The 22319-nt window shown below is 41.2% G+C and carries 11 protein-coding genes; 5 read left to right on the forward strand and 6 right to left on the reverse strand.

What is annotated here, in order from left to right; all coding sequences use genetic code 11:
* Positions 1-258: 258 nt before the first annotated feature.
* From H6G83_RS26840 to H6G83_RS26850, 3 genes are read right to left on the reverse strand one after another with little or no spacing between them, the layout of a single operon-like run.
* Complete coding sequence (locus H6G83_RS26840) at positions 259-3096, reverse strand: CHAT domain-containing protein (RefSeq protein WP_242044842.1); 2838 nt, start codon at positions 3094-3096, stop codon at positions 259-261.
* Positions 3048-4799, reverse strand: coding sequence for a ShlB/FhaC/HecB family hemolysin secretion/activation protein (locus tag H6G83_RS26845; protein ID WP_190477726.1), 1752 nt, complete (start codon positions 4797-4799; stop codon positions 3048-3050). Before H6G83_RS26845 ends, H6G83_RS26840 begins: the two co-directional genes overlap by 49 nt.
* A complete protein-coding gene (locus H6G83_RS26850; RefSeq protein WP_199328610.1) occupies positions 4796-8575 on the reverse strand; it encodes a two-partner secretion domain-containing protein in 3780 nt (1259 codons plus the stop codon). The genes H6G83_RS26845 and H6G83_RS26850 overlap by 4 nt, the downstream gene beginning before the upstream one ends.
* A gap of 382 nt (positions 8576-8957) precedes the next feature.
* Here H6G83_RS26850 and H6G83_RS26855 point away from each other — a divergent pair, with 382 nt between their 5' ends.
* Both H6G83_RS26855 and H6G83_RS26860 read left to right on the forward strand, forming a co-directional pair.
* Positions 8958-9698, forward strand: a complete 741-nt coding sequence (locus tag H6G83_RS26855; RefSeq protein WP_190477727.1) for a hypothetical protein — start codon at positions 8958-8960, stop codon at positions 9696-9698.
* A gap of 13 nt (positions 9699-9711) precedes the next feature.
* Positions 9712-10329 (forward strand): DUF4231 domain-containing protein, encoded by a 618-nt coding sequence (locus H6G83_RS26860; RefSeq protein ID WP_190477729.1) that lies wholly within the window; start codon positions 9712-9714, stop codon positions 10327-10329.
* A 302-nt stretch (positions 10330-10631) separates the two neighbouring features.
* Here H6G83_RS26860 and H6G83_RS26865 read toward each other — a convergent pair whose 3' ends face one another.
* From H6G83_RS26865 to hisD, 3 genes are all read right to left on the reverse strand, one after another.
* Complete coding sequence (locus H6G83_RS26865) at positions 10632-11684, reverse strand: tellurite resistance TerB family protein (RefSeq protein WP_190477731.1); 1053 nt, start codon at positions 11682-11684, stop codon at positions 10632-10634.
* 648 nt (positions 11685-12332) lie between these two features.
* Complete coding sequence (locus H6G83_RS26870; RefSeq protein ID WP_190477733.1) at positions 12333-13451, reverse strand: mechanosensitive ion channel family protein; 1119 nt, start codon at positions 13449-13451, stop codon at positions 12333-12335.
* Positions 13452-14597: 1146 nt separating this feature from the next.
* On the reverse strand, positions 14598-15887 hold the full coding sequence (hisD, locus tag H6G83_RS26875; protein ID WP_190477734.1) for a histidinol dehydrogenase: 1290 nt from the start codon (positions 15885-15887) through the stop codon (positions 14598-14600).
* A 410-nt stretch (positions 15888-16297) separates the two neighbouring features.
* Between hisD and H6G83_RS26880 the strand changes: the two genes are divergently transcribed.
* The 3 genes from H6G83_RS26880 (at position 16298) to H6G83_RS26890 (ending at position 22290) form a co-directional block, all read left to right on the forward strand.
* A complete protein-coding gene (locus tag H6G83_RS26880; RefSeq protein WP_190477737.1) occupies positions 16298-16537 on the forward strand; it encodes a hypothetical protein in 240 nt (79 codons plus the stop codon).
* Between the two features lie 898 nt (positions 16538-17435).
* The gene (glf, locus tag H6G83_RS26885; protein ID WP_190477739.1) at positions 17436-19886 is read left to right on the forward strand and encodes a UDP-galactopyranose mutase; all 2451 of its coding nucleotides are present in this window, start codon (positions 17436-17438) and stop codon (positions 19884-19886) included.
* A gap of 184 nt (positions 19887-20070) precedes the next feature.
* Entirely contained in the window at positions 20071-22290 is a 2220-nt protein-coding gene (locus H6G83_RS26890) for a family 1 glycosylhydrolase (protein ID WP_190477740.1), read from the forward strand.
* Positions 22291-22319: the final 29 nt, after the last annotated feature.

A 22319-nucleotide genomic window follows, 5' to 3' on the forward strand; every position in this document is an offset into this window, starting at 1 on the left:
TAAATGCCATCCATCTGATACACTGTAAAGAAAAATTCTTCCCTAAAGTATAGTGATAATACGTAAAAAAACAGGTGAGATTATAAACTTAACAATGAACAGTGAACAGTTATCAGTTAAATACGAATGTGAAACACCACATCAATTGCTGGAAGTCGTATTTTTGCGCTTCTTGACCCCCAGCATACACCGTCAGGACTGATAACTGATAACTGATAACTGATAACTGATTTAATTCAAAGTTTTTGGCGATTGATATTAAAGCCAACTACCAACTAAAACGTAAGGACCCCAATAACGAGGGTGGTCATATTTGTCGCTTTTGAGTAGAGATTGCTGTGCTAAACGTAGGGCTTCGGCTCGGCTAATGTTGGGTTGTCCTAAATGTTGATAAAATTCTTTCATGAAGGGAACGCTGGCTTCATCGTCTAGATCCCACAAACTAGCGATCGCACTACTAGCGCCAGCTTGGACAATAGTTCCCGCAATACCCATCACGGCTTGGTCGTTACCTGTAGCTGTCTGACAAGCACTGAGAATAAGTAAGTCTATTTTTTGCTTGCGGCTTTGTCCTTCACTACTAAACAATTGATCAAAATCATCTATCTTCAACTTACCATCTGCGGTCACCACAAAAGTATTTTCTCGATTTTCCCCAAATAGACCGTGAGTGGCTAAATGTACGACATCAAAATTAGCAGTATTTAGCTCTTTGTTAAAGTTTTTTGTGGTAAACTCTTGGTCAGCAATCCAATCCACTGCTAATCCTGTCTTTTTGATTTCCTTCACTTCAAATGAAACATTTACTAATCGAGAAAAACCAGAAACCTCTTGATTTTCTGGTGGGTCAGTCAAGCTAGCAGCTAAAACTTTCATGGTTTCTCTGTTTAAAGGCTTTGGTTCACGCACTTGTAACCCCAAAGCTAAGGAGACAGAATATTTTTCTACTAGATACTGCTGACCATCATAAAGACTCGCCATCGGGATTTTTCTTAAAGGCCCATCCAAAACAAAAATCAAATTCTTGATATTGCTTTCTTTTAGCTCTTTTTCTATTGGTTGAATCAGCCAGTTATAGACTTGTTGACCATAGTCTTTTACTTCATCATAAGCACTATCATCTTGGAGATTATCATATAGTAGTTTGACAACATCCTGAATTTTCTCTTGTGGCGAGGCAGTATAATGACTAAGTTCTTTATTAGGTCGTTTGAGAATAACTTCTAAATGGTCATTCAAAATAATTGCATAAATAACTGCTGATGTTTGGTCTTGAGAATCAATCACCTGGTCAAGTTCTAATTTAGAATCTTGACAAGCTTGCTGCAAAAAGTTTTGTAATTTTGCCACTTGTAGGGCTTCAATGACATTACGAGCCTGTTTTAGATTCTCTTGACTGGATGTTGATGATTGAAGTAACAAATCAACTAAACGACGATACACAGGTTCTACAGTTTCCCGAAAAGAAAACTGCACATTTTTATTGGTAGCAATCAAATCGCCACGAATATTTTGTAAACTATTAAATGCTTGTTGGTAAGCAGCGATCGCTCCTGTAATATCTCCCGATTGATCACAATGGGGTTTACCTTGGCAAAGAATACGTCCCATTTGCCAATACCAACGATAGGCGATATCTGGGGCTTGAATTGACTGAGATAAATCTAGCGCCTGTTTGGTCAAATCTTGGGCTATAGACCATTGTTGAGATAATTCATATAGATGACCCAAATTACCTAATACAAAAGATTCTGAGCGGACATCTTGCAATTGTTGCGCTTGCTGACGTGCCACAGCTAGAATTTTAGCAATTGTTTCTGGGTTGGGTTCGCTGAATTTCTGCCTCATTTCTAGAAGGCGTTGAGCCAAATTCACTTGAGCGTAAATAGCAGAACGTCCAAGCGGCAGGTTAGTAATTTGACTTTGAATTTCGGGATATAATGCTTGAGCTTCTGCCCATTGTTCCAACTCAATTAATAGGCGTAAACGGTTAAGTTGGGCGGGAATTTTGCTAGTCGCAGTAGTTGAGGAAATAGCTGCTTTTTCGTAATAAGCTAGAGCAGTCTTTTTTTGTTTTGTGTTGCTACCGGGAATATAGTCGAGATTACCCAAACTGAGGTAAGCTGTAGCAATGGTTTCCGGTGATGCCAATTTTTGGGCAATCTCTAGACTTTGTTGTAAATGTTTTTGTGCTTGTGGGAAATCACCAGCCAACGCCAGCGCCTCACCCAAGTTGCGAAAACTAGCCGCCTTAGCGAGGGAGTCTGGTTGTTTTTGCAAATCCTTGGTCAAATTCTGGAGTAGAGAAATTTCTCGGCGATAGAGTCCTAAAGCCTGCAATGCTTGTGCTTGGTTAATTTGGGCGAGGATAGCCTTATCGCTATCTTTTAATTGTTGGTAGAGTGATGCGGCTGTTTCCCAAGATGACAAAGCGGCTTGGGCTTTACCCTGTGCTAGTTCGAGATTACCTTTGACATCCCAAATTTGCGCCCAAACTGGTAATTGTGATGATTGGGGAATTTTTTGTAAGATAGCGATCGCATCTTCAATTGCCTTAGTTGCTTCATCAATGCGCCCTAATTGGTGCAAGTTGAGAGCCAAATTACTGAGAATCACCGCCTTTTCTACTGGATCACCATTTGTTTGGTAAGCTTGCTGTAATAACTCGACAGCTTGGGAAAATCGCCCTGTCATATAGAGATTTTTAGCTGCTTGTTCTGGAGAGGAAGAAGCAACTATTTGACTTTTCACATTTGATGGATAAGCTAACTCTATACCTAACCCCCCAGCCCCCTTCCCTACAAGGGAAGGGGGAGTAGTTAAAGCCTCTCTCCTCTTAGGAGAGAGGTTTGGAGAGAGGTTTTCTAGATCCCGTGAAAAGTCAGAAGCAACCACCGATGTAGTCAACTCTTGACTTCCCACATCACGAGCCACCACAGGCGAAACCAATATACATAGTAAAGTTGTCAGACAAGCCAAAATTCCATACCAGAATTGTTGGCGTTGTTTCCCCGCCAATTTTTTCACTCTTACCATCCATCCCCAAGTTAAAAAGGTGTATAGATGACAGAGAAATATAAACCGTTTTCTTGCCATGTTCTATCCCTCTGAGAATTATCTGATGTAAGCGGAATACCCCAATCTAAACGCGCAGTAAAATTACTACCCTGTCGCCACAACAAACCAAGCCCCGTACCGATTAAGGTATTATTACGGGGATTTGAACCGCCATTATTCCAGCCTGTACCAATATCGAAAAAAGGCGTAAGTTGCAAAACTCCTTGTGCAACTCGCGCAATTGGTAAGCGAATTTCGGCGCTTGCTTGCACACCATTATCTGTTAACAATTGATCTTGACGGTATCCGCGCACAGTTGATTGTCCACCGATACCAAATTGTTCCAACCCTAACAGTTTTCTATCGGCTAATTGCAAATCAGTTTGCAGTAGCACTAAGGTATCGGGCGCTAGTTGGCGCAACCATTGGGCTTGTCCTCGCCAGACAAAAAAGCGGCTATCGGGTTCATCTCGATTAATTGTTGCGCCTAAAACACCCAAGCCGAAACTGAATTGCGATCGCGCTGCTATGACTTGTTGGCTACTGCGTTGAGTCCATTCTTGAAAAAATCTAATTGCAGAAACCTTCGTCCTACCTTGGTTATCAGCACCAACGGCTAGCGGAGTCGCCCCGATATTGTCAAAACCCAAGAATGTTTGACCTGCTTGGTGACTAGCGGTAATTCCTACAGTCAAGTCTTGGGTGGGTGTTTGTCGCAGGGGTTGACGGTAGGTTAATTCATAGTATCTGGACTCGGAATTGATATCCAAAAAGTTAAAAGGACGCTCTATCACATTACTATCAGTATTCGCATAGGTAAAAATCAGCTTACCGTTGCGGGGATTGACGGGTAGGCTATAGCTAACATCAAAGCCATTACTACCATCTGTATTGGTGTAACCAACACTTAGACCATCTCCTAACCCCAACAAATTGGCTTCGCTAACATTGATGCGGCGGCGAAAACTGCCTACACTGGGACTGCGTTGGTTATCTAAGACTATTTGAGTGCTAAAAGTATCGGCTTCAGTAACTTTAACTTCTAATATATTAGTACCCGGACGAATGCCGGCTTGTAAATCCGTAGATATACTTTTAATTAAAGGATCTAATTGTAATAGTTGCAGTCCGGCGAGTAGGCGATCGCGCGATAGGGGTTTACCAGCTGCAATTGCTAGGCGATCGCGCACATAGTCGGGGTTAAGGCGGCGCGTACCTATCACATTTATCTTTTCTAAGCTTCCTTCTACCGCTTGCAATACCACCACCCCGCCTTTCACAGTTTGGGGGGGAATAATGACTCCAGAAGTCACATAGCCTTTATCTACATATAACTGCGTCAGTCGTGAACGTAGTTCGAGTAAATCATTAAAAGTAATTGGGCGTTTCAGGTAAGCATCTGTCACCTTCGCCAGTTCTTGGTTGCTAAAAACTGTGTTCCCCACAAACTCAAACCGTTCTACAATCAACGTCTCCGCTAAAGTTTGCGGATTCACATCTGGTTGCGTTGGTGACTGGGGTGCATTGGGTAGTAGCTGTTCTGGCGGTGGTAGTTCTGGGAGGGGTTGTGGTTGTGGTAATGGTTGTATGGAAGGCGGTCTTACTTCTGCGGGAACCTCTTGAGCCGCCAAGGGTTGTAGATGGAAGCCGAGAATTAACCCTGTCACCAGGAAGGATATGTGAACCTTATTTGGATAGTATTGAGATAGATGTGGCGATCGCCTACCCTGCAACCCGTTCATGGTTTCACATTCCCTTGCACAACACCACAAGCTTGACTAGATAGCCCCGACTGTAGCCCAGTAGCCGTTGTAGGTTGAGCAGTAAAAACAATATCTCCATTTGCATTACGTACCATCCCCACCGCTTCAACTAAAGTATCGGCAGTATTTGATGATAATTGCTTTAAATTCCTCTCAGGCATACTCCCCGAATTATTCCTATTAGTAGTAGTATTATTTACAACCCATTCCGGGGAAATAGCCCCAGCCTTGAGAGTATCATCAGGACTGGGAGGTAGTCCCCCACGTCCAGTAATGACAAACTCACTTTTTCCTTTAGCAACGTTACTACTGCTACCGCAGCCTTGGGCAATTAATCTAGAAGTGTCTACTATATTTGTCGGCAATTGCACTAGCCCCTGAGTAGGGTCAATACTGAGAGTATTCAGCGATACCTCTCCATTGTCACCCACATCGGAACTGGCGCTGATGTCGCTGATACCATTTTTGGTAAGCCCACTCAGTTGTGTTGAACTCAAATTTTCCTGCTTTTTAAATCCGAGAATGCGGTTAGCACGAATATCAATCTTGCCACCCTGACCTTTGAAGGCATTGGCAGTAATATCACTATCTTCCGATGGCACTGCTATAACAAATCCATCCTCGGCAGTAATTTTGATGCTACCGCCATTACCAGGATTCTTTTCTGAACCTGCGGTAGTAGTAATTTTGCTTTGGCGACGAAGTAACAAATTCTGTGTTGTGATCTTGATATCTCCAGCATCACCGGAATCATTATTAGTATTGATTCCCGAATTTTGATTCAGGTACAAGCTGCCTGTAGTGATGTTAACATTGCCAAATTTTCCTTTGCTAGAGATATTGCTATTGTTGAGAATAGATAATTTTTCACTAGCATTAATTGTGATATTTCCTGCTTTTTCTGAATTATTACCATTAGTATTGATTTCCGATTTCTGATTTACAGACAACTTACCTGTGGTGATGTTAATACTGCCATTATTCCCCTGACTAGATATCTCGCTGCCGTTGTCAATAGATATTTTGTCACTAGCATTAATTGTGATATCTCCTGCTTTTTCTGAATTATTACCATCAGTAGTTATTTTAGATTTATTATCAATAGTAAAGGTTTTAGGCACAGAGTCATTACCAATAACTATAGAGCCATAATTACCTGTGCTCGATATCTTGCTGCCGTTGTCAATAGATATTTTGTCACTAGCATTAATTGTGATATTTCCTGCTTGTTCTGAATTATCACCATCAGTAGTTATTTTAGAATTATTATCAATAGTGAAGGTTTTAGGCACATAGTCATTACCAATAACTATAGAGCCATAATTACCTGTGCTCGATATCTTGCTGCCGTTGTCAATAGATATTTTTTCACTAGCATTAATTGTGATATTTCCTGCTTGTTCTGAATTATCATCATCAGTAGTTATTTTAGAATAATTATCAATAGTAAAGGTTTTAGGCACAGAGTCATTACCAATAACTATAGAGCCATTATTCCCCTGACTAGATATCTCGCTGCCGTTGTCAATAGATATTTTGTCACTAGCATTAATTGTGATATTTCCTGCATCTCCTAAATTTTTACTATCAGTAGTTATTTTTGAATTATCAATAATCATGCTTTTAGGCTGATAGCTGCCACCAATAATTATCCATCCATTATTGCCTTCGCTCGATATCTTACTGCTGTCGAGAGCTACTTGCTCTTTAGCATCAATTGTGATATTTCCTGCAAATCCTGAACCTGTATTATTAGTATTGATTGCCGATTCATTATCAACTAGCACCGAATTTTGTGCAATTATCTTAATATACCCTGCATTACCTGTGCCAGAAGTTGTTGTAGTAATTTGGCTCTTGTTTATAGTTAATGAAGGAGCGATGATATCAATATTGCCACCCTTACCATCACGAGCATCCGTGCCAATCGTGAGGTTATTTAATTCCAGTGGCATTTGACTGTTAAATGTAATCTTTCCAGATGAGCCTGTTAGCTTAGATTCGCTTGTTACATCAAGGTCTGTTTGATTATTTGCTCGGCCCTTAATTGTAATACTTTTGGCATCAATTGTAATATTCCCTGCATTTCCACTTGTACCTGGCTTGTTGTCATTTTGAGTTCGAGTTACAATCGCACCAGATCCATTAGCAATAACTTCAACAGTCCCGTTCCTTGCTTGTAATGTAATATTTCCCGTATCACCTGCTCTACTCCCTTCCCCAAAAGCAGTTGAGTTCGTAAATAAGCCCCCTATAACCTTGATACCACCGTTAGTGCTGGTAAGTTTAATACTCCCAGCGTTTCCAGCATCTCTTTTTCCAGAGCATCCTTGTACAGAGGAATTGCATGTGAATACGGAAGCATTCATAGCGCCTTCACCATCTGGACTATTTGGATCTGTTGCTCCAACCCTAATATTACCAGTGGCTTGAACAATAATATTACCTGCATTCCCCGCGTCACCTTTATTATTCTCTACACCAGAATATATTTTAGAGGCTGTGATATTTCCTTTGGATTCAATAACAATATTCCCTCCATTTTCAAGGTTAGAAATGTTTTTTCCGCCAGAATATATTTCCTTGGTTGCGATATTTCCTGATAACTGAGGATTTGGTTGATATTGATTTGTTAAAAATATCAAACCTCCATAGTTTGTAAGATTTCCGTTGATATTGATATTGGCATTTGTTGGAGTATTAGATGTAAAGTTTGGAGTGCCAATATATTTGGAATCTACCCCTGCTCTAATGTCTAATGTTGGTGTTTGACTACCATCAATATCTATCTCTGTTTCTCCATCCGATCGCGTGACGGTTTCTTGAAGAGAATTGCCTGTGCTGTCTACGCCCTTAATTGTAACGTTACCAGCAATATTGACACTCCCACCCGCCAGAATGTGCAAAGATCCTCCTGTGTAGCTATTAAAGCTCACATCGCCGATAGCATGAATTACCGAATAATTAGAACTAGACAGATCACCTTGCGCCAGCAAATTCCCACCCGCAGGCGCAATGAAAGCATTACTTTCGATATCTCTAACTTTTAAATTGTTCTGCGCCTGTAATGTTAAATTCCTACCAGCTTTGACTGTTCCCTGTAAATCCAAATTGCCAGCATTCAGCGTCAAATCCTTTTCTGCTACCAACTCTCCTTTACTGGTAATATCTGCTGCTGGCTGTGAACCAAACTGCACACCCACGGGTACACTCATTGTTAACAGTGACGGCGCTTGGGGACTCGTAGCACTAAATTCACTACCATCAGAAAATTTAAAACTGTTAGCTGTGGTAGCCAGGAATGAACCTTGAATATCTAACTTGGCATTTGGCCCAAAAATAATCCCCTTGGGATTGAGCAAAAATAAATTAGCTGCACCATTTACGCCCAAAGTCCCCAAAATATTAGAAGGGTTAATGCCCGTAACTCGACTAAAAATATTCTCAACACCTGTAGGGTTAGCAAAATATACCCTCTGCCCATTGTTGACATTAAATTCTAAAAAACTGTGATATAGGTTGCTGCCTCTTTGGACACCACCTTCAATTAAGTCAGCCTGTAAGTCAACCTCATTTCTTTGAATGTTGACACCAGTTGTCACTTGGGAGTTTTGATTTCCCAAGGTCGTGTCAGGTGTGATTTGCGCTAGGCAAGGGTTGCTGGTCAATATCGATACTACAGCGACGGGGATGAAAGTTTGCTTTGCTAGGAACAATCCAGGCTTGCCGTCAGCAAAGATCCTACTGTTATTCACGGTGGCTTCAAAGTTATATTGTAAAATCCGGCATAATTAATTACCAATTAAAAACGCTACACTGTAATTTGTCAAGAATTTACATAGTAATTTTTCGATATTAGTGTATATTTTTGTAGTATGCCTAAAGTTATAGATGCTGATAAACTGGCTCTAAACAAGTGCTACTTAAATGAAATAAGCCTATAAATGGAGCTTGTTTGACGAATTTTGGCTATGGGTCTACTCATTCTCTCAAAAGTTGGTTATCTTTAGTATGCAAATGAATTTAAAGTCTATTTAGCTACATTTAATTTATAAATAGTATTCATGGCCGATTGAACATGAAACAGAAACTTGTTACGGTAAATACTTAAATATTTGTAAGTTATACACCCAATCAATGGTCAAATTTTTCAGCCTAAATTTAAATTCCCAGCAAGCAGCAGTAGCAGTTACGGTATCTGAAGCCGTGGAATTACCCCAGGCGCTAGCGCAATTAGGGCTAAGTAATTCCCGTCCTGTCTTAGTTATAGTAGGGGGCGCTAGTAAAATTAGCGAAGCAGATTTTTTACGTATCCAGAGGCTGTTCGTAGAAGTTTTAGCGCCAATTGCCCAAAGCTTGGGGGCTTATGTGGTGGATGGTGGTACTGATGCGGGAGTGATGCAATTGATAGGCAAAGCCCGTAGCCAAATCAATGGCGATTTTCCGCTAGTTGGTGTAGCACCCATAGGGAAGGTAATTTTACCTGAACAAACAACTGTCTTCAGTGAGGATGCCACACCCCTTGAGCCGCATCATACTCATTTTGTGCTAGTTCCTGGTAATAATTGGGGTGATGAATCTCCCTGGATAGTACAAGTGGCAACTGTTTTAGCTAATGGCGCACCCTCAATTACAGTCCTGATTAATGGTGGCGAAATTACCTTTGTGGATGCGTTAAATAGCGTTATTGCTGGGCGGTTAGTGATGGTAATTGCTGGTAGCGGCAGAACCGCAGACAAGCTAGTTTCTGCTTTGCATGGGGATGCTACTGATGAACGAGCTAAACAATTAGCTGCATCAGGCTGTCTACAAACAATTGACTTAGAAGCAGCAAAGGAAGATTTGATTAAGACAATTACAAACTTACTGTTGAATTAGGGAGCAAACAACTATGTTGAATAAAGATCCTTATCGAGAATTTCTCAAAGAGGAATTTACAAATTTAATAGATTCCTTAACTCTCTCAGAAATGCAAAAAAAATTTCTATCTTCGCGTTGGTTAGACCAAATGCTCTGGATGGAAGCACAAGCAGGTAAAGCTCGCAATAGATATCATGGATTACGACTGGTGACAATTATTGGTGGTGTGATTCTTCCGGCTTTAGTCAGTTTAAATATTAATAGTTCTACAGTCAGAGACCTTTTTGTTTGGTCAACTTTTGCGCTAAGTCAACTTGTAGCTATTAGCGCCGCCATTGAAGAATTTTTTCATTACGGAGAACGCTGGCGACACTATCGACGTACAGCTGAATCTCTCAAAACACAAGGGTGGCAATTCTTTCAATTGGCAGGGCCTTATGTTGACTACAAAAGCCACGAGCAAGCATTTAGCTTCTTTTCGACCCAAGTGGAAGATATTATCCAAAAGGATGTAGAAGTGTACGCTACTCAAGTTGTGCAAGAGAAGAAAGAACAAGCAAGTACCGATGATGACAAACAAAGCAATGGGGTATTGCCGCAGAACCTTCAAACCTCAAAAGTTTATGTCGGAAATACTTCATCATCATGAGTTGTACTAAAAATTAATAGCGGGTGCTTTCATACGAAAAAGAAAAATTTATAAGTCCTGATTTCTCGTTTTGCAGCAGAGATTTTGACCCCTCTCCAAACCTCTCACGCCAGTTTGCTCAAGTCGGGAAACCCGCCCACGCAACTGGCTCCCCCACGGGGGGAGAGGCTTTGAAACACAATAATCTTTTTTCTCTAATTGTATGAAACCACCCTGCCATTCCTTGTAGGGAAGGGGGCTGGGGGGTTAGGTCTTAAAGAATTTGAGGTCAGCAATAATACTTTTCAAACATCCTCTTACCACTAAGTAAACTCTATAGTATCAACAAACTCTAAAATACTTTCTTTGATGTTTTCTGCTTCTTCTTCTATGGAGTCGGGTGTGTCGCCATTAAAAAAGCTGCGCTGACTGCTAACTATATACAAAAAGTCATCTTGAATAAAAGAAATTAACCCTCGATAGGCATTTAATCTAGTAATAGTGCCGTTGTTGTCTTGTTGAGAAATTGTTGAGCCAAGAGGCATATCAACCAGGGTATAATAATAGTTTAACTCCCCTTTTTCTTGATATTCTGTATGCTTGATTGCTGCATCTGGGAGGTTTTGTAGTATTGCTTGAGGCACATACTTGTCAACCATGATTGAGCGGAGATATGCTTGTTTATCTGTGGAATCGAGTTCTTCTAATTGTTCTGGAGGTATGGGGTAATAATCAATTCTCAATAAAGTGCCGAAGTCATCTGAGAAGCCAACTACACCTTCTTGACTTTGAATTTTACCTCCTTGTTCGGCATCAACGGGAATAGGGACAGTGAAGTTACCCAAGGGTGATTCATAAACCTCTTCACTGTAATCTTCCACTATAAGAATATCTTCTTCATCATCTAAGTCATCTTCATTATCTGTTTGTTGAAAAGCTGCGGTTATCTCTTGAATAACTTCTTGGGCTTCTGATTCATCTAGTTTTAATGCTTGTTGAAGTTGTTTAATGTAAGGCTGTTTTTCTTCGGGAATTACTAGTTTCTCGCCGTCTAGGAGAATAATTACTCCAGCTGCAAAACCATCCCAAACTAATTCATCAGAAAGGGTTTGACTTGCCGCATTAAACAAAGCACCAACACCATCTTCTTCGGCAATAGTGATGAGTTCATCAACTATTTCAATGATTTCTTCTTCTGAATATTCAGCAAAAACTTCAAATTGCCAGAGAATACTGGCTAAACTTTCAGCATCTATCTGTTCATCGGTTGAATCTGCAAGGGTGGTAACAACTGCGATCGCCGCAACGGCTTCTTCTGGGCTAAGTGCTTCTTCTATGGTCTGTTTTGAGTTAAAAATCTGCTCGTAACTAGTCATAAGTATTACCTCTTACTAAACAGTAACTTACAAAAAGCCTGATACTTCTCTAACAATAGGAAGAAATTAACAGGATTTTCATCTACGATATTTGGTATTTCTACGGTGATGACAAATTACTAGTACGATAGCCTGGAAGTTTTATCCTCTAGCAATCGAATTATGTTTATTCATAAATTTCTGTCATTAGTTATAGTAGGGGACAGGGGACAGGTGATAGGGAACAGGCTCAAAAGCTTTTTGCTGTTGGGTTTTATGACTGGTGTATGTGTAAATATTGGGCAAATGTTATGTATATATTTCTTTACATTTGCGAAGGCGATCGCTATTTAGTAGGCAGAAGGTTAAGGTTTGATTAACAAAATCTAATAATTTACAACTAATACCAATTCTCCATGAAGTTGCGCCGAATAAACAATGTAGAGACGTTGCATGCAACGTCTCTACAGCGCCGAATAAAGTGCATCTTCATCAAGAAACGGTATAATCTCATGAGAGATGATTTATAAAGTAAAGCTTAAATAGTAGGGTGCGTTAAAGCAATGCGTGACGCGCCACTTGCTCATGGTGCGTTACGGCAATTTGTACTGCCGTAACACACCCTACTTAAGATTTACTTTACAAATAGGCGGTGACAATATTTATTTGCTAATTATTGGCTGCTTTCTGGAACCTTTTATGTTCTTCAGGATTCGTTTCTAGTTCCACATACAGAAAATCAATTCCCTCTTGTTCCAGTAAATCTAAAATGGCCAAATTTAAGTTTTTTTCTGCATCAAAATAGAGGTTTTCGTTATTAACAAATGCAACAATGTTAATAACACGGGCATTATTTTCTATCTTGCTAAACCGCACAATTATCTCTTTGGATAAGCCCTGAATAGATGAGGGCATTTCCCTAATAGCATCGCATATTTTCGCCGTTTGCTGTGCGGAAATATTATCAATCTTGAGAGTTAGATTAATGCCCCATTTTAATTCATCACCCGGATTTTGTGACCAATTTTCAACAATTCCCGTAATCATTTTCGAGTTGGGCATTTTCAAAATAGAACCCCACTGATAGACATGTAGAGTGGTAGTTCTAAATCCAATACTCTGTATTTGCACAAAACCCTGTAATCCTGAAACTGAAACCCAATCCCCTTCTCGATAGAGATTATCAGAGTAAATGATCACGGTACAAAACCAGTCATAGACAATATCTTTTAACAGCAAACCTAAAGTAATACCAGCACCACCTAATAGACCAACTAAAGCTGCGGCGGATTGTCCTAAAAATATTTCACTGACCTTAATAGTGATGACGATAACAGCAGCCGATTGAAATATTTTCGGCATTAAAGGTCTGAGTAATTCATCTAACTCAGTGTCGGTATGTAGCAACAAGTTAGCAATTATCTGTCCTAAGATAGAAGAGGCTCGATAGATAGCGTATGCTACTATAAACACCGAAGCTAAATTGAGCGCCCTACCAATGGTTTCGCTCAATTGAACACCTAATTCCTGTGACAGAATTTCCTTAACGAGCCATAGCCCACCAATCAAAATCAACCAACTTAATGACGGCTTGATAATCGAAATTAATTCATCATCCAGGGTGGTTTTAGTTTTTCTAGTAAAACTCTCAATAGTTTTAACTATAGCTGCCACAACAAATCGTCTTAATGTCTGTGTAATCGTTAAGAGGATGACAACAGTAACTATTTTGCCAATGGGGATGCTGGAGTAATTAAGGCTTTTCAACGTATTCCAAACTATTTCCATAGGTTATATCCGGGTTAGTTAACATTTTTCATTTCAGAGGATGTGTCTTAAGTGCTAAGTATATGTTTTGATATCCCCTAACCCCCCTTAAAAAGCAGGGCTGTTTCATTCGTTTGGAGCAGGATTTTGTCAAGAGTATCAGCCAAAAATTTGAGAAAGTGGGCAATTGAAAAATTATACCCATGCCAAAAATATTTGCCACACATCGATTATCTGTAGGGAAGCACAGATGTGCGCCCCTACTGTGCGCTCCCTGATTTTTTTGGTTGAAACGCTTGTAAATTATGGTCTTTTAGGGAATGAAACAGCCCTGCCTTAAAAAGGAGCTACTAGTCTTAAACACAACAAGAAAAAGTTTTCAGGCATTCTCTAATATCATGTCCGCTTAAATACTTATCATATATTGGGGGCTGGTAATAGGTAATCGGTAATCGGTAATGGCTCACAACAATTACCTATTAGCTATTAGCTATTACCGACCAAAACAACCATATTATAAGTAATTAGCCGAACTTGATATAACAAAGAAAGCATTGCTTGTATGGTGGATAATGTTGACATTATTCACCACCTTGTGTTTATGTTTTTATTTTTATCCCTTACATATCCAGTTGTTTTTGCATATTTACTAAATTAAAGTTGCGATAAATTTCCGTGAGGATACTTTACTCAGATGCAAAGGAAACTTTTAAATCTAAGAGGCTGTTTTCAAAGTCCTTAGTGATGTATCAGATGATGCACCTCACCTGTCTTAGTATTGCAAAACTCCTATAAGGATGCAAGGACAGTTAAGACAGTTAAAAAAAGCTTAATAAAGGTTCATTAAATTGATAGCTACTTGTTTAGGACTTACGCATGAGAACGAAAAATCAAGGGTTTTGGCAAGGGTATAGGGGTTTAAGAGTGTAGGGGAGCAGAGGAGCGTGGGCGGGTTAAGAGACTTGAGCGAACTGACTTGTGGATGAAACAATGATTTTCTCGGTAGGGGCGGATTTACCCAGATCATCATCAATCATCAAAGGTATTTGTCAACCCGCCCCTACAACTCACTGCTATATTAAAAACCTACACCTGTGAGTACGGGGGGATAGGCTTTGAAACAGCAGAGCCGCCCAAGGCACTGCCTGGAAAACGATGGGATATTTTTTATTTGCTAGTGCCTAAACGGATGGCAACGCTACCTGCGTGGGCTGGTAAACCTTCGGTTTGGGCAAGGGTGACGGCTGCTTGACCGATTGTTTGCAATGCGGCTTGATTGCATTCTAAGTAGGTGATGCGTTTGAGGAAGTCGTAGACGCTTAAGCCGGAAGCAAAGCGGGCGGAACGGGAGGTGGGGAGGACGTGATTGGGGCCGCCTAGATAATCGCCGATCGCTTCTGGGGTGTATCTTCCTAAGAATAGGCTACCCGCGCATTTAATTTGACTGGCTAGTAATTGGGGATTGTCTACGCACAGTTCTACGTGTTCTGGGGCTAGTTGGTTGAGTAGGGGGATACTTTCGGCTAAGTCGTTGACGATAATGATTGCGCCGTGATTTTGCCAACTGCTGCTAGCTACTTGTTTGGTGGGTAGGGTGGTGAGAATTTGGGCAACGGCGGCGATTACTTCTTGGGCGAAGGGTTCATCATCGGTAATCAAGATAGATTGGGCGTTGGGGTCGTGTTCAGCTTGCGATAATAGATCCCAGGCAATCCATTCTGGATTATTTTGGCGATCGGCTACAACTAAAATTTCCGAAGGCCCAGCAATGCTGTCAATCCCCACAGTCCCGAATACTTGGCGTTTGGCTTCGGCTACGTAAGCGTTACCAGGGCCGACAATTTTATCTACAGGGGTGATGGTTTGGGTTCCGTAGGCTAGGGCAGCGATCGCTTGCGCCCCACCAATGCTATATATTTCTGTTACACCTGCGACTTGGGCAGCAGCTAGAACGGCAGGATTGATTTCCCCTTGGGGCATGGGTACAGTCATCACTATGCGTTCTACCCCGGCAATTTTCGCGGGTAGAGCATTCATCAAGACTGAGCTGGGATAGCTAGCGCGTCCTCCAGGGACGTAAATTCCTACTTGAGATAGAGCTACCCAATTTAAACCCAATTTTACGCCTGTGCTGTCGGTGTAACCAATGTCTTGGGGTAGTTGCTTTTGGTGAAAAGAACTGATACGTTCAGCCGCTAGTTCTAATGCTGCTTTCACCTCTGGAGAACATTTTGCGGCTTGTTCGGCGATGAAGGTTGCAGTTAAATGATGGGAAGGGGGGCTAAAATGGTCAAAGCGAGTCGTGTAGTCCTTAACTGCGGCATCACCCCGCACTTTCACATCAGCCAGAATCTCGCGTACTGTGCCACTAACATCAACCGTTGCCTCGCGGCGATCGCTCACTAATGCTTGAAATTTGCTGTAAAATTCTGGGGCGGTTGTTTTCAGGACTAGCATGGACAGTATCTCTGAGTTAATGCAGGTTTGCAGTAAGGACAATATCTAGTTTAGCGCTTTAGTCAATAGTCAATAGTCATTAGTCCATAGTCCATAGTCAACAGTCAATAGTCATTAGTCATTAGTCAGCAGTCAACAGTCAACAGTTACTCCCCTTTCCCCCTTCCCCTTTCCCCCTCCCCCTTTCCCCCTCTTCTTCAATCTAACTTTTGGTTACTAATTTCATACTAAAGAATCTTGCAATAGTAAATATTAGTTTATTTATTGCTTTCATACACTCAATATAGTGATGTTTTGCCAATATTTTTGTGAAATAAGTTAGAGAAAAATTTCTATCCCAGGGTAGTCGAAATAAAGATAATAAAAATCTATTCTAATACAATAACGGATTGCAAAAGGTACTAAATATTATGACATCTAAAACTCCTCCTGATAATCGTCAAAATGATGAGAAATTTAATCCAGAAGATAACCCTGGAACCCAAACAACTGTGCCAACCACAGAAGAAGGTGACACTTCTGTTGATGAAAGATATCGGATGACTGGTCAAGAATCTGGTACTGATGTTCGTCAAGGTGCTGAACCTGAAGCGCCTGGCGGTACAGTAACAACACCTGGTCTTCCTAATCAAGGAACAGAATCTCGCTAACAAGATTCTGGAACTAGGCTGAGGATAAATGCTCGTTTTCTCCTTTGTTCGTACTATGATATTTTTTAGTTACCAATATCATCTGGAGAACGAGCAACAATCTTCATATTGCTTGCCATTACCTTTTATTTCTATTAGCTAATGGTTAATCATTCAAAAAATTTGTCTAAAAGAGATAACCTGCTTAAAGTTATCAATTTCTTTTACAAATGAAAATTTATGTACTAAAAGAACGTGAGTTCGATGAACCTCTCCCTCCCAACCTCCCTCTCCTAAGAGGAGAGGGAGGAGAAACGAAAAAATCACCCTCTTACTCCCCTCTCCTCGTAGGAGAGGGGTTGGGGGTGAGGTCAAAACAACGCTTGTCGAACTCACGTTAAAAGAAAACAGATTTAGGACTAATTAGGCGATAACATTGATAGTTGCAGTTAGGCAGGATAGAGGAAGGTTTTAGTATCTTTGAGCTTGAGGGTTTTTCTGTGCCTAGCAATTTATCAAGCTTGTTGCCAGTGATCACAACTTAATTGCAGATATAAAAATCTAACTTGCTCGTTGAAGGGATTTTAGTATCTGTAATTATGATCATGCCATTTTACCAGATGTACGTTTTCTATAATCAAATATCAAACCTACATTTAAGCTGCTGTGCTTATTTAGAGGAAAAATCATGCTTTTGATATACACAAAGCTCTATCTTCAGTAGATGTGAACATGGAAAATAATATTTACCGTTAGTTATTGTCATCATTTTACCGATGCTTACAAATCATACCGCCAATATATTTAACAACATTTTCAAGCGGAAATATGCCGACAAGTTAAATATTTATCTTTTGATTTGTCAGTATTGTTGATACATTTTCACTGCAATTTCAACATATATCTTCTTTACCGCAATATGACACAAAGCAAATCTAACATCAACGGTAACGGATTTAAGCAGATAATCTCACAGAAAGTTGCCCAAACCAGTCTACCAGAATTAACTGATCTGCAAGCTTCTGGTGTATCATCTTCTATATCGAAAAAACAACAAAAACCCCAAGGTTTTACACAGACACCTGATATAGTTTGTTTATCCCATTTGCGGTGGAATTTTGTCTTTCAAAGACCACAACACCTTCTGAGCCGTTGCGCTCAAGGAAGAAGAGTATTTTTCATTGAAGAGCCGATTTTTACTAAGGAACCTTTAGGTAGGTTAGATGTTATTCAAGATGATAGCGGTGTAGTAGTTGTTGTACCGCATCTACCAGAAGGTTTGAGTGAGGATGCTATTAATGCAGATTTGCAGGTGTTGGTTGATGGCTTATTAGCTGAACAGAAAATTAACAATTATATCTGCTGGTATTACACACCAATGGCGATCGCATTTACCAGCCATTGGCAACCCGAAGCTGTCGTTTATGATTGTATGGATGAATTATCTGCTTTCAAAGGTGCATCACCTAAATTGAAGGAGTACGAAGCAGAATTATTCCGCCGTGCAAACTTGGTATTTACAGGGGGACAAAGCCTTTACGAAAGTAAAGTTAATCAGCACCCCAATGTTTACGCTTTCCCCAGCAGCGTCGATGTAGCGCATTTTGCCAAAGCCAGAAATCTGCAAGAACCAGCAGATCAAGCTGAAATTCCCCATCCGCGTTTGGGTTTCTATGGTGTAATTGATGAGCGGATGGATATTGAATTGTTGCGGGGAATTGCCCAAGCGCGTCCCGACTGGCATTTGGTAATTATTGGGCCAGTGGTGAAAATTGATCCGGCAACTCTGCCTCAATACGATAATATTCATTATCTCGGCAGTAAGGAATATAAAGACCTACCTAAATATTTGTCTGGTTGGGACTTGGCGATGTTGCCATTTGCGCGTAATGAGTCAACCCGCTATATTAGTCCTACCAAAACTCCAGAGTATCTTGCAGCCGCTACACCTGTAGTATCTACTTCTATTCGCGATGTAGTTCGTCCTTACGGGGATCTGAAGTTGGTACGCATTGCAGATACAGTTGCTGAGTTTATCGCTGCGGCTGAGTTGGCAATGCAGGAGGATAATGTAGCATCAGGTTGGCTGAGTCGAGTTGATGGGTTTTTGGAAAAGATTTCTTGGGATCGCACTTTGGCTTCGATGGTGAAGTTGATCGATTCGGCGATCAGCTACGCTGGGCGGAACGCCATCGCAGCTGATAATAAAGAAGAGAAAAATGGCTCTACTGGTGCTGTTGCAGGTAGACAAGCACCCAATATTATCACTAGAGATTTTGTCTTTGATTATTTGATTGTCGGTGCGGGATTTTCTGGTAGTGTCATTGCCGAACGTTTAGCATCTGATGGTAAAAAGGTACTGATTGTAGATAAGCGTAACCATATTGGCGGTAATGCCTATGACCATTACGATGAACATGGTGTTCTCGTCCATAAATACGGGCCGCATATCTTCCATACCAACTCCCGCGACGTTTTTGAGTACCTTTCTCGCTTCACCCAGTGGCGTGCTTACGAACATCGCGTGCTTGCTAGCGTTGATGGACAATTGGTTCCCATCCCCATCAACCTGGACACCATCAATAAACTTTATGGGATGAACCTCAATTCTTTTGAGGCGGAAGAGTTCTTTAAATCACTAGCTGAACCCAAAGAATATATCCAGACTTCAGAGGATGTAGTCATCAGCAAAGTTGGTCGGGTATTGTATGAGAAATTCTTCCGCAATTATACCAGAAAGCAATGGGGACTTGACCCTTCCGAACTCGATAAGTCAGTAATTGCCAGAATACCTACCCGTACCAATCGCGACGATCGCTATTTTACTGATAGTTATCAAGCAATGCCACTCCACGGTTTTACCAGGATGTTTGAGACTATGTTAAATCACTCGAACATCAAGGTAATGTTGAATACCGATTATCGGGAAATTGAGAAGGCGATACCTTGCCGGGAGATGGTTTACACTGGGCCAGTGGACGAGTTCTTTGAATATCGTTTCGGTAAGTTACCTTATCGCTCGCTGGAGTTTAAGCACGAAACACACAATACTCAGGTGTTCCAAACTGCACCAGTGATTAATTATCCCAATGAACACTTATATACTCGTGTAACTGAGTTTAAGTATTTGACTGGACAGGAACACGCTAAAACTAGCATTGTTTACGAATATCCTCAAGCAGAGGGCGACCCTTATTATCCTGTACCACGTCCTGAAAATCAGGAAGTTTACAAGCAATACAAGGCTTTGGCAGAGAGCATCCCCGGAGTATATTTTGTAGGGCGCTTGGCGACTTACAAATATTACAACATGGATCAATGTGTGGCGCAGGCTTTGTCTGTTTACAAGCAAATTGCTGTTAAGGCTTAGTTGGTGATTTGTTGTGGGGTGGGCGTTTTGTCTGCCCCACAGATTTTTTGTTTCACGCAAAGGCGCGGAGACGCAAAGTTATCAAGAAAAAGGAAGTTTATTTTGTCTTTTCATATTTTAATTCAGCAACGCGGATTTTTTACTAAGTATAGTTGATTTTTTTTAATTACGAATTACAAAATATATGTCTGTTGTTTTCAATTCAAAACATCCCCTAGAGATGTGGGCTGGGATAGAATGTACTGTTAATCGTGTGGGTGAGGAGTATTTTGACCAGTTGGAACGCAACGGTCATGCAAGGCGTTTGGATGATTTGGAATTGTTTGCCGAACTGGGGATCAAAAAAATCCGCTACCCGGTATTGTGGGAGAAGATCGCCCCTCATGGGTTGGAGACTGCTGACTGGTCTTGGGCGGATGAACGGCTGGAAAGGTTGCGGGAACTGGGTATTACTCCAATTGTGGGATTGGTACATCATGGTAGTGGTCCCCTTGATACTAGCTTAGTAGACCCAGAGTTTCCCCAGAAGTTAGCGGTGTTTGCCCGTGCGGTGGCGGAACGATATCCTTGGGTTACATATTACACGCCTGTGAATGAACCACTGACGACTGCAAGGTTTAGTGGGATGTATGGACATTGGTATCCTCACGGAAAGGATGATTTAACTTTTGCTCGTGCTTTGTTAGGGGAGTGTCAAGCGATCGCCCTGGCAATGAAAGCTATCCGCGAGGTTAACCCGGATGCTAAACTTGTGCAAACGGAGGATTTAGGTAAGACTTACAGTACACCAAAACTAAGTTATCAAGCAGAGTTTGAAAACGAGCGCCGTTGGTTGAGTTTTGATTTATTGTGCGGTCGCATCAACCAAAATCATCCTATATGGAAATACTTATGTGACTGCGGTTTAAGTGAGGCGGAACTAGAACAGAAGAGTGCAAATTGTTATTGTCCACCGGACATTATCGGTATTAACCATTACCTAACAAGTGAGCGTTTTCTGGATGAAAATCTAGAAAAGTATCCAGTTTGGACGCATGGTGGTAATGGTAAGGAAAGGTACGCAGATGTGGAGGCGGTCAGGGTATGTGCTGAAGGTACAGCAGGCGCATACACATTACTTAAGGAAACTTGGGAACGTTATAAACTACCCTTAGCTATCACGGAAGTTCACCTCCACTGTACCCGTGAGGAGCAACTACGCTGGTTTTTTGAGGTGTGGAATGCTGCTCACAAATTACAAGATGAAGGTGTAGATATTCTTGCTGTTACAGCTTGGGCGCTGTTAGGTAGTTACGATTGGAATAGCTTATTAACTCGCTCAGTTGGGTATTACGAAGCAGGTGTGTTTGATTTGCGATCAGCTACGCTGGGCGGAACGCCATCGCCTGATCCCCGACCAACTGCGATCGCCAAATTAGTCGCCAATTTAGCTCATGGTCGTCAACCCCATCACCCACTACTAGAAACCCCTGGATGGTGGCGAAGACCAGAGCGTTTAGAATATCCGGCTGTTAATTGTTTTCATCAAGGGTGTGGGGTAGAAATTATTCCTGCGGCTTCTCGTCCTTTATTAATTATTGGCGCTAGAGGCACATTAGGAAAAGCTTTTGCTCGGTTGTGTGAACTGCGCGGTATTACCTATCGCTTGTTATCACGCCAAGAAATGGATATTACCGATGCTGTTTCTGTGAATGCGGTACTTGCGGAACTACAACCTTGGGCAGTTGTGAATGCTGCGGGATATGTGAAAGTAGATGATGCAGAACGCGAACCTCACATTTGCTTAAAAATAAATACTGAAGGTGCAGAAATCTTAGCTACCGCTTGCGCTCAACATAACGTAGCTTTATTAACTTTTTCCTCAGATTTAGTATTTAATGGCGCAGTAACAAATCCTTATGTAGAAACTGATACTGTTGCACCTCTAAATGTGTACGGTTGCAGCAAAGTGATGGCAGAAAAATTAGTATTGCAAGCTTATCCTGCATCATTAGTAATTCGCACCAGTGCATTTTTTGGCCCGTGGGATGAGTACAACTTTGTCACTATTGCTCTACGTGAATTGAGTGCAGGCAGACAATTTGTTGCGGCTGAGGATGCGGTTGTTTCGCCCACCTATGTGCCAGACCTTGTTCATGCTAGCTTAGATTTATTAATTGATGGTGAAAACGGCTTGTGGCATTTGGCTAATAAAAGTGCGATCGCCTGGGCTGATTTAGCTAGACTAGCCGCAAAACAAGCTGGTGTAAGTGTCAGTAGTTTAGTAGCTTTACCTGCACAAGAACTTGATTGGATTGCTCCTCGTCCTACTTACAGTGTACTTGGTAGCAGTCGCGGCGAAATCATGCCTTGCCTCGACAGTGCTATGTCCAAATACTTCAATGATAGAAATTATAGCGGGTGACAAGTGACAGACAGTAGGGTGGGCATTGC

Origin of the sequence: Anabaena azotica FACHB-119, assembly GCF_014697625.1 — a bacterium.
Lineage (GTDB): Bacteria > Cyanobacteriota > Cyanobacteriia > Cyanobacteriales > Nostocaceae > Trichormus > Trichormus azoticus_A.

What these genes read in the sequence shown, in the direction of transcription:
- H6G83_RS26880 (WP_190477737.1), top strand. Translation starts at nt 16,298, where the DNA reads ATGACATCTAAAACTCCTCCTGATAATCGTCAAAATGATGAGAAATTT.
- H6G83_RS26890 (WP_190477740.1), top strand. Translation starts at nt 20,071, where the DNA reads ATGTCTGTTGTTTTCAATTCAAAACATCCCCTAGAGATGTGGGCTGGG.
- hisD (WP_190477734.1), bottom strand. Translation starts at nt 15,887, where the DNA reads ATGCTAGTCCTGAAAACAACCGCCCCAGAATTTTACAGCAAATTTCAA.
- H6G83_RS26840 (WP_242044842.1), bottom strand. Translation starts at nt 3,096, where the DNA reads ATGGCAAGAAAACGGTTTATATTTCTCTGTCATCTATACACCTTTTTA.
- H6G83_RS26855 (WP_190477727.1), top strand. Translation starts at nt 8,958, where the DNA reads ATGGTCAAATTTTTCAGCCTAAATTTAAATTCCCAGCAAGCAGCAGTA.
- H6G83_RS26870 (WP_190477733.1), bottom strand. Translation starts at nt 13,451, where the DNA reads ATGGAAATAGTTTGGAATACGTTGAAAAGCCTTAATTACTCCAGCATC.
- H6G83_RS26860 (WP_190477729.1), top strand. Translation starts at nt 9,712, where the DNA reads ATGTTGAATAAAGATCCTTATCGAGAATTTCTCAAAGAGGAATTTACA.
- glf (WP_190477739.1), top strand. Translation starts at nt 17,436, where the DNA reads ATGACACAAAGCAAATCTAACATCAACGGTAACGGATTTAAGCAGATA.
- H6G83_RS26845 (WP_190477726.1), bottom strand. Translation starts at nt 4,799, where the DNA reads ATGAACGGGTTGCAGGGTAGGCGATCGCCACATCTATCTCAATACTAT.
- H6G83_RS26865 (WP_190477731.1), bottom strand. Translation starts at nt 11,684, where the DNA reads ATGACTAGTTACGAGCAGATTTTTAACTCAAAACAGACCATAGAAGAA.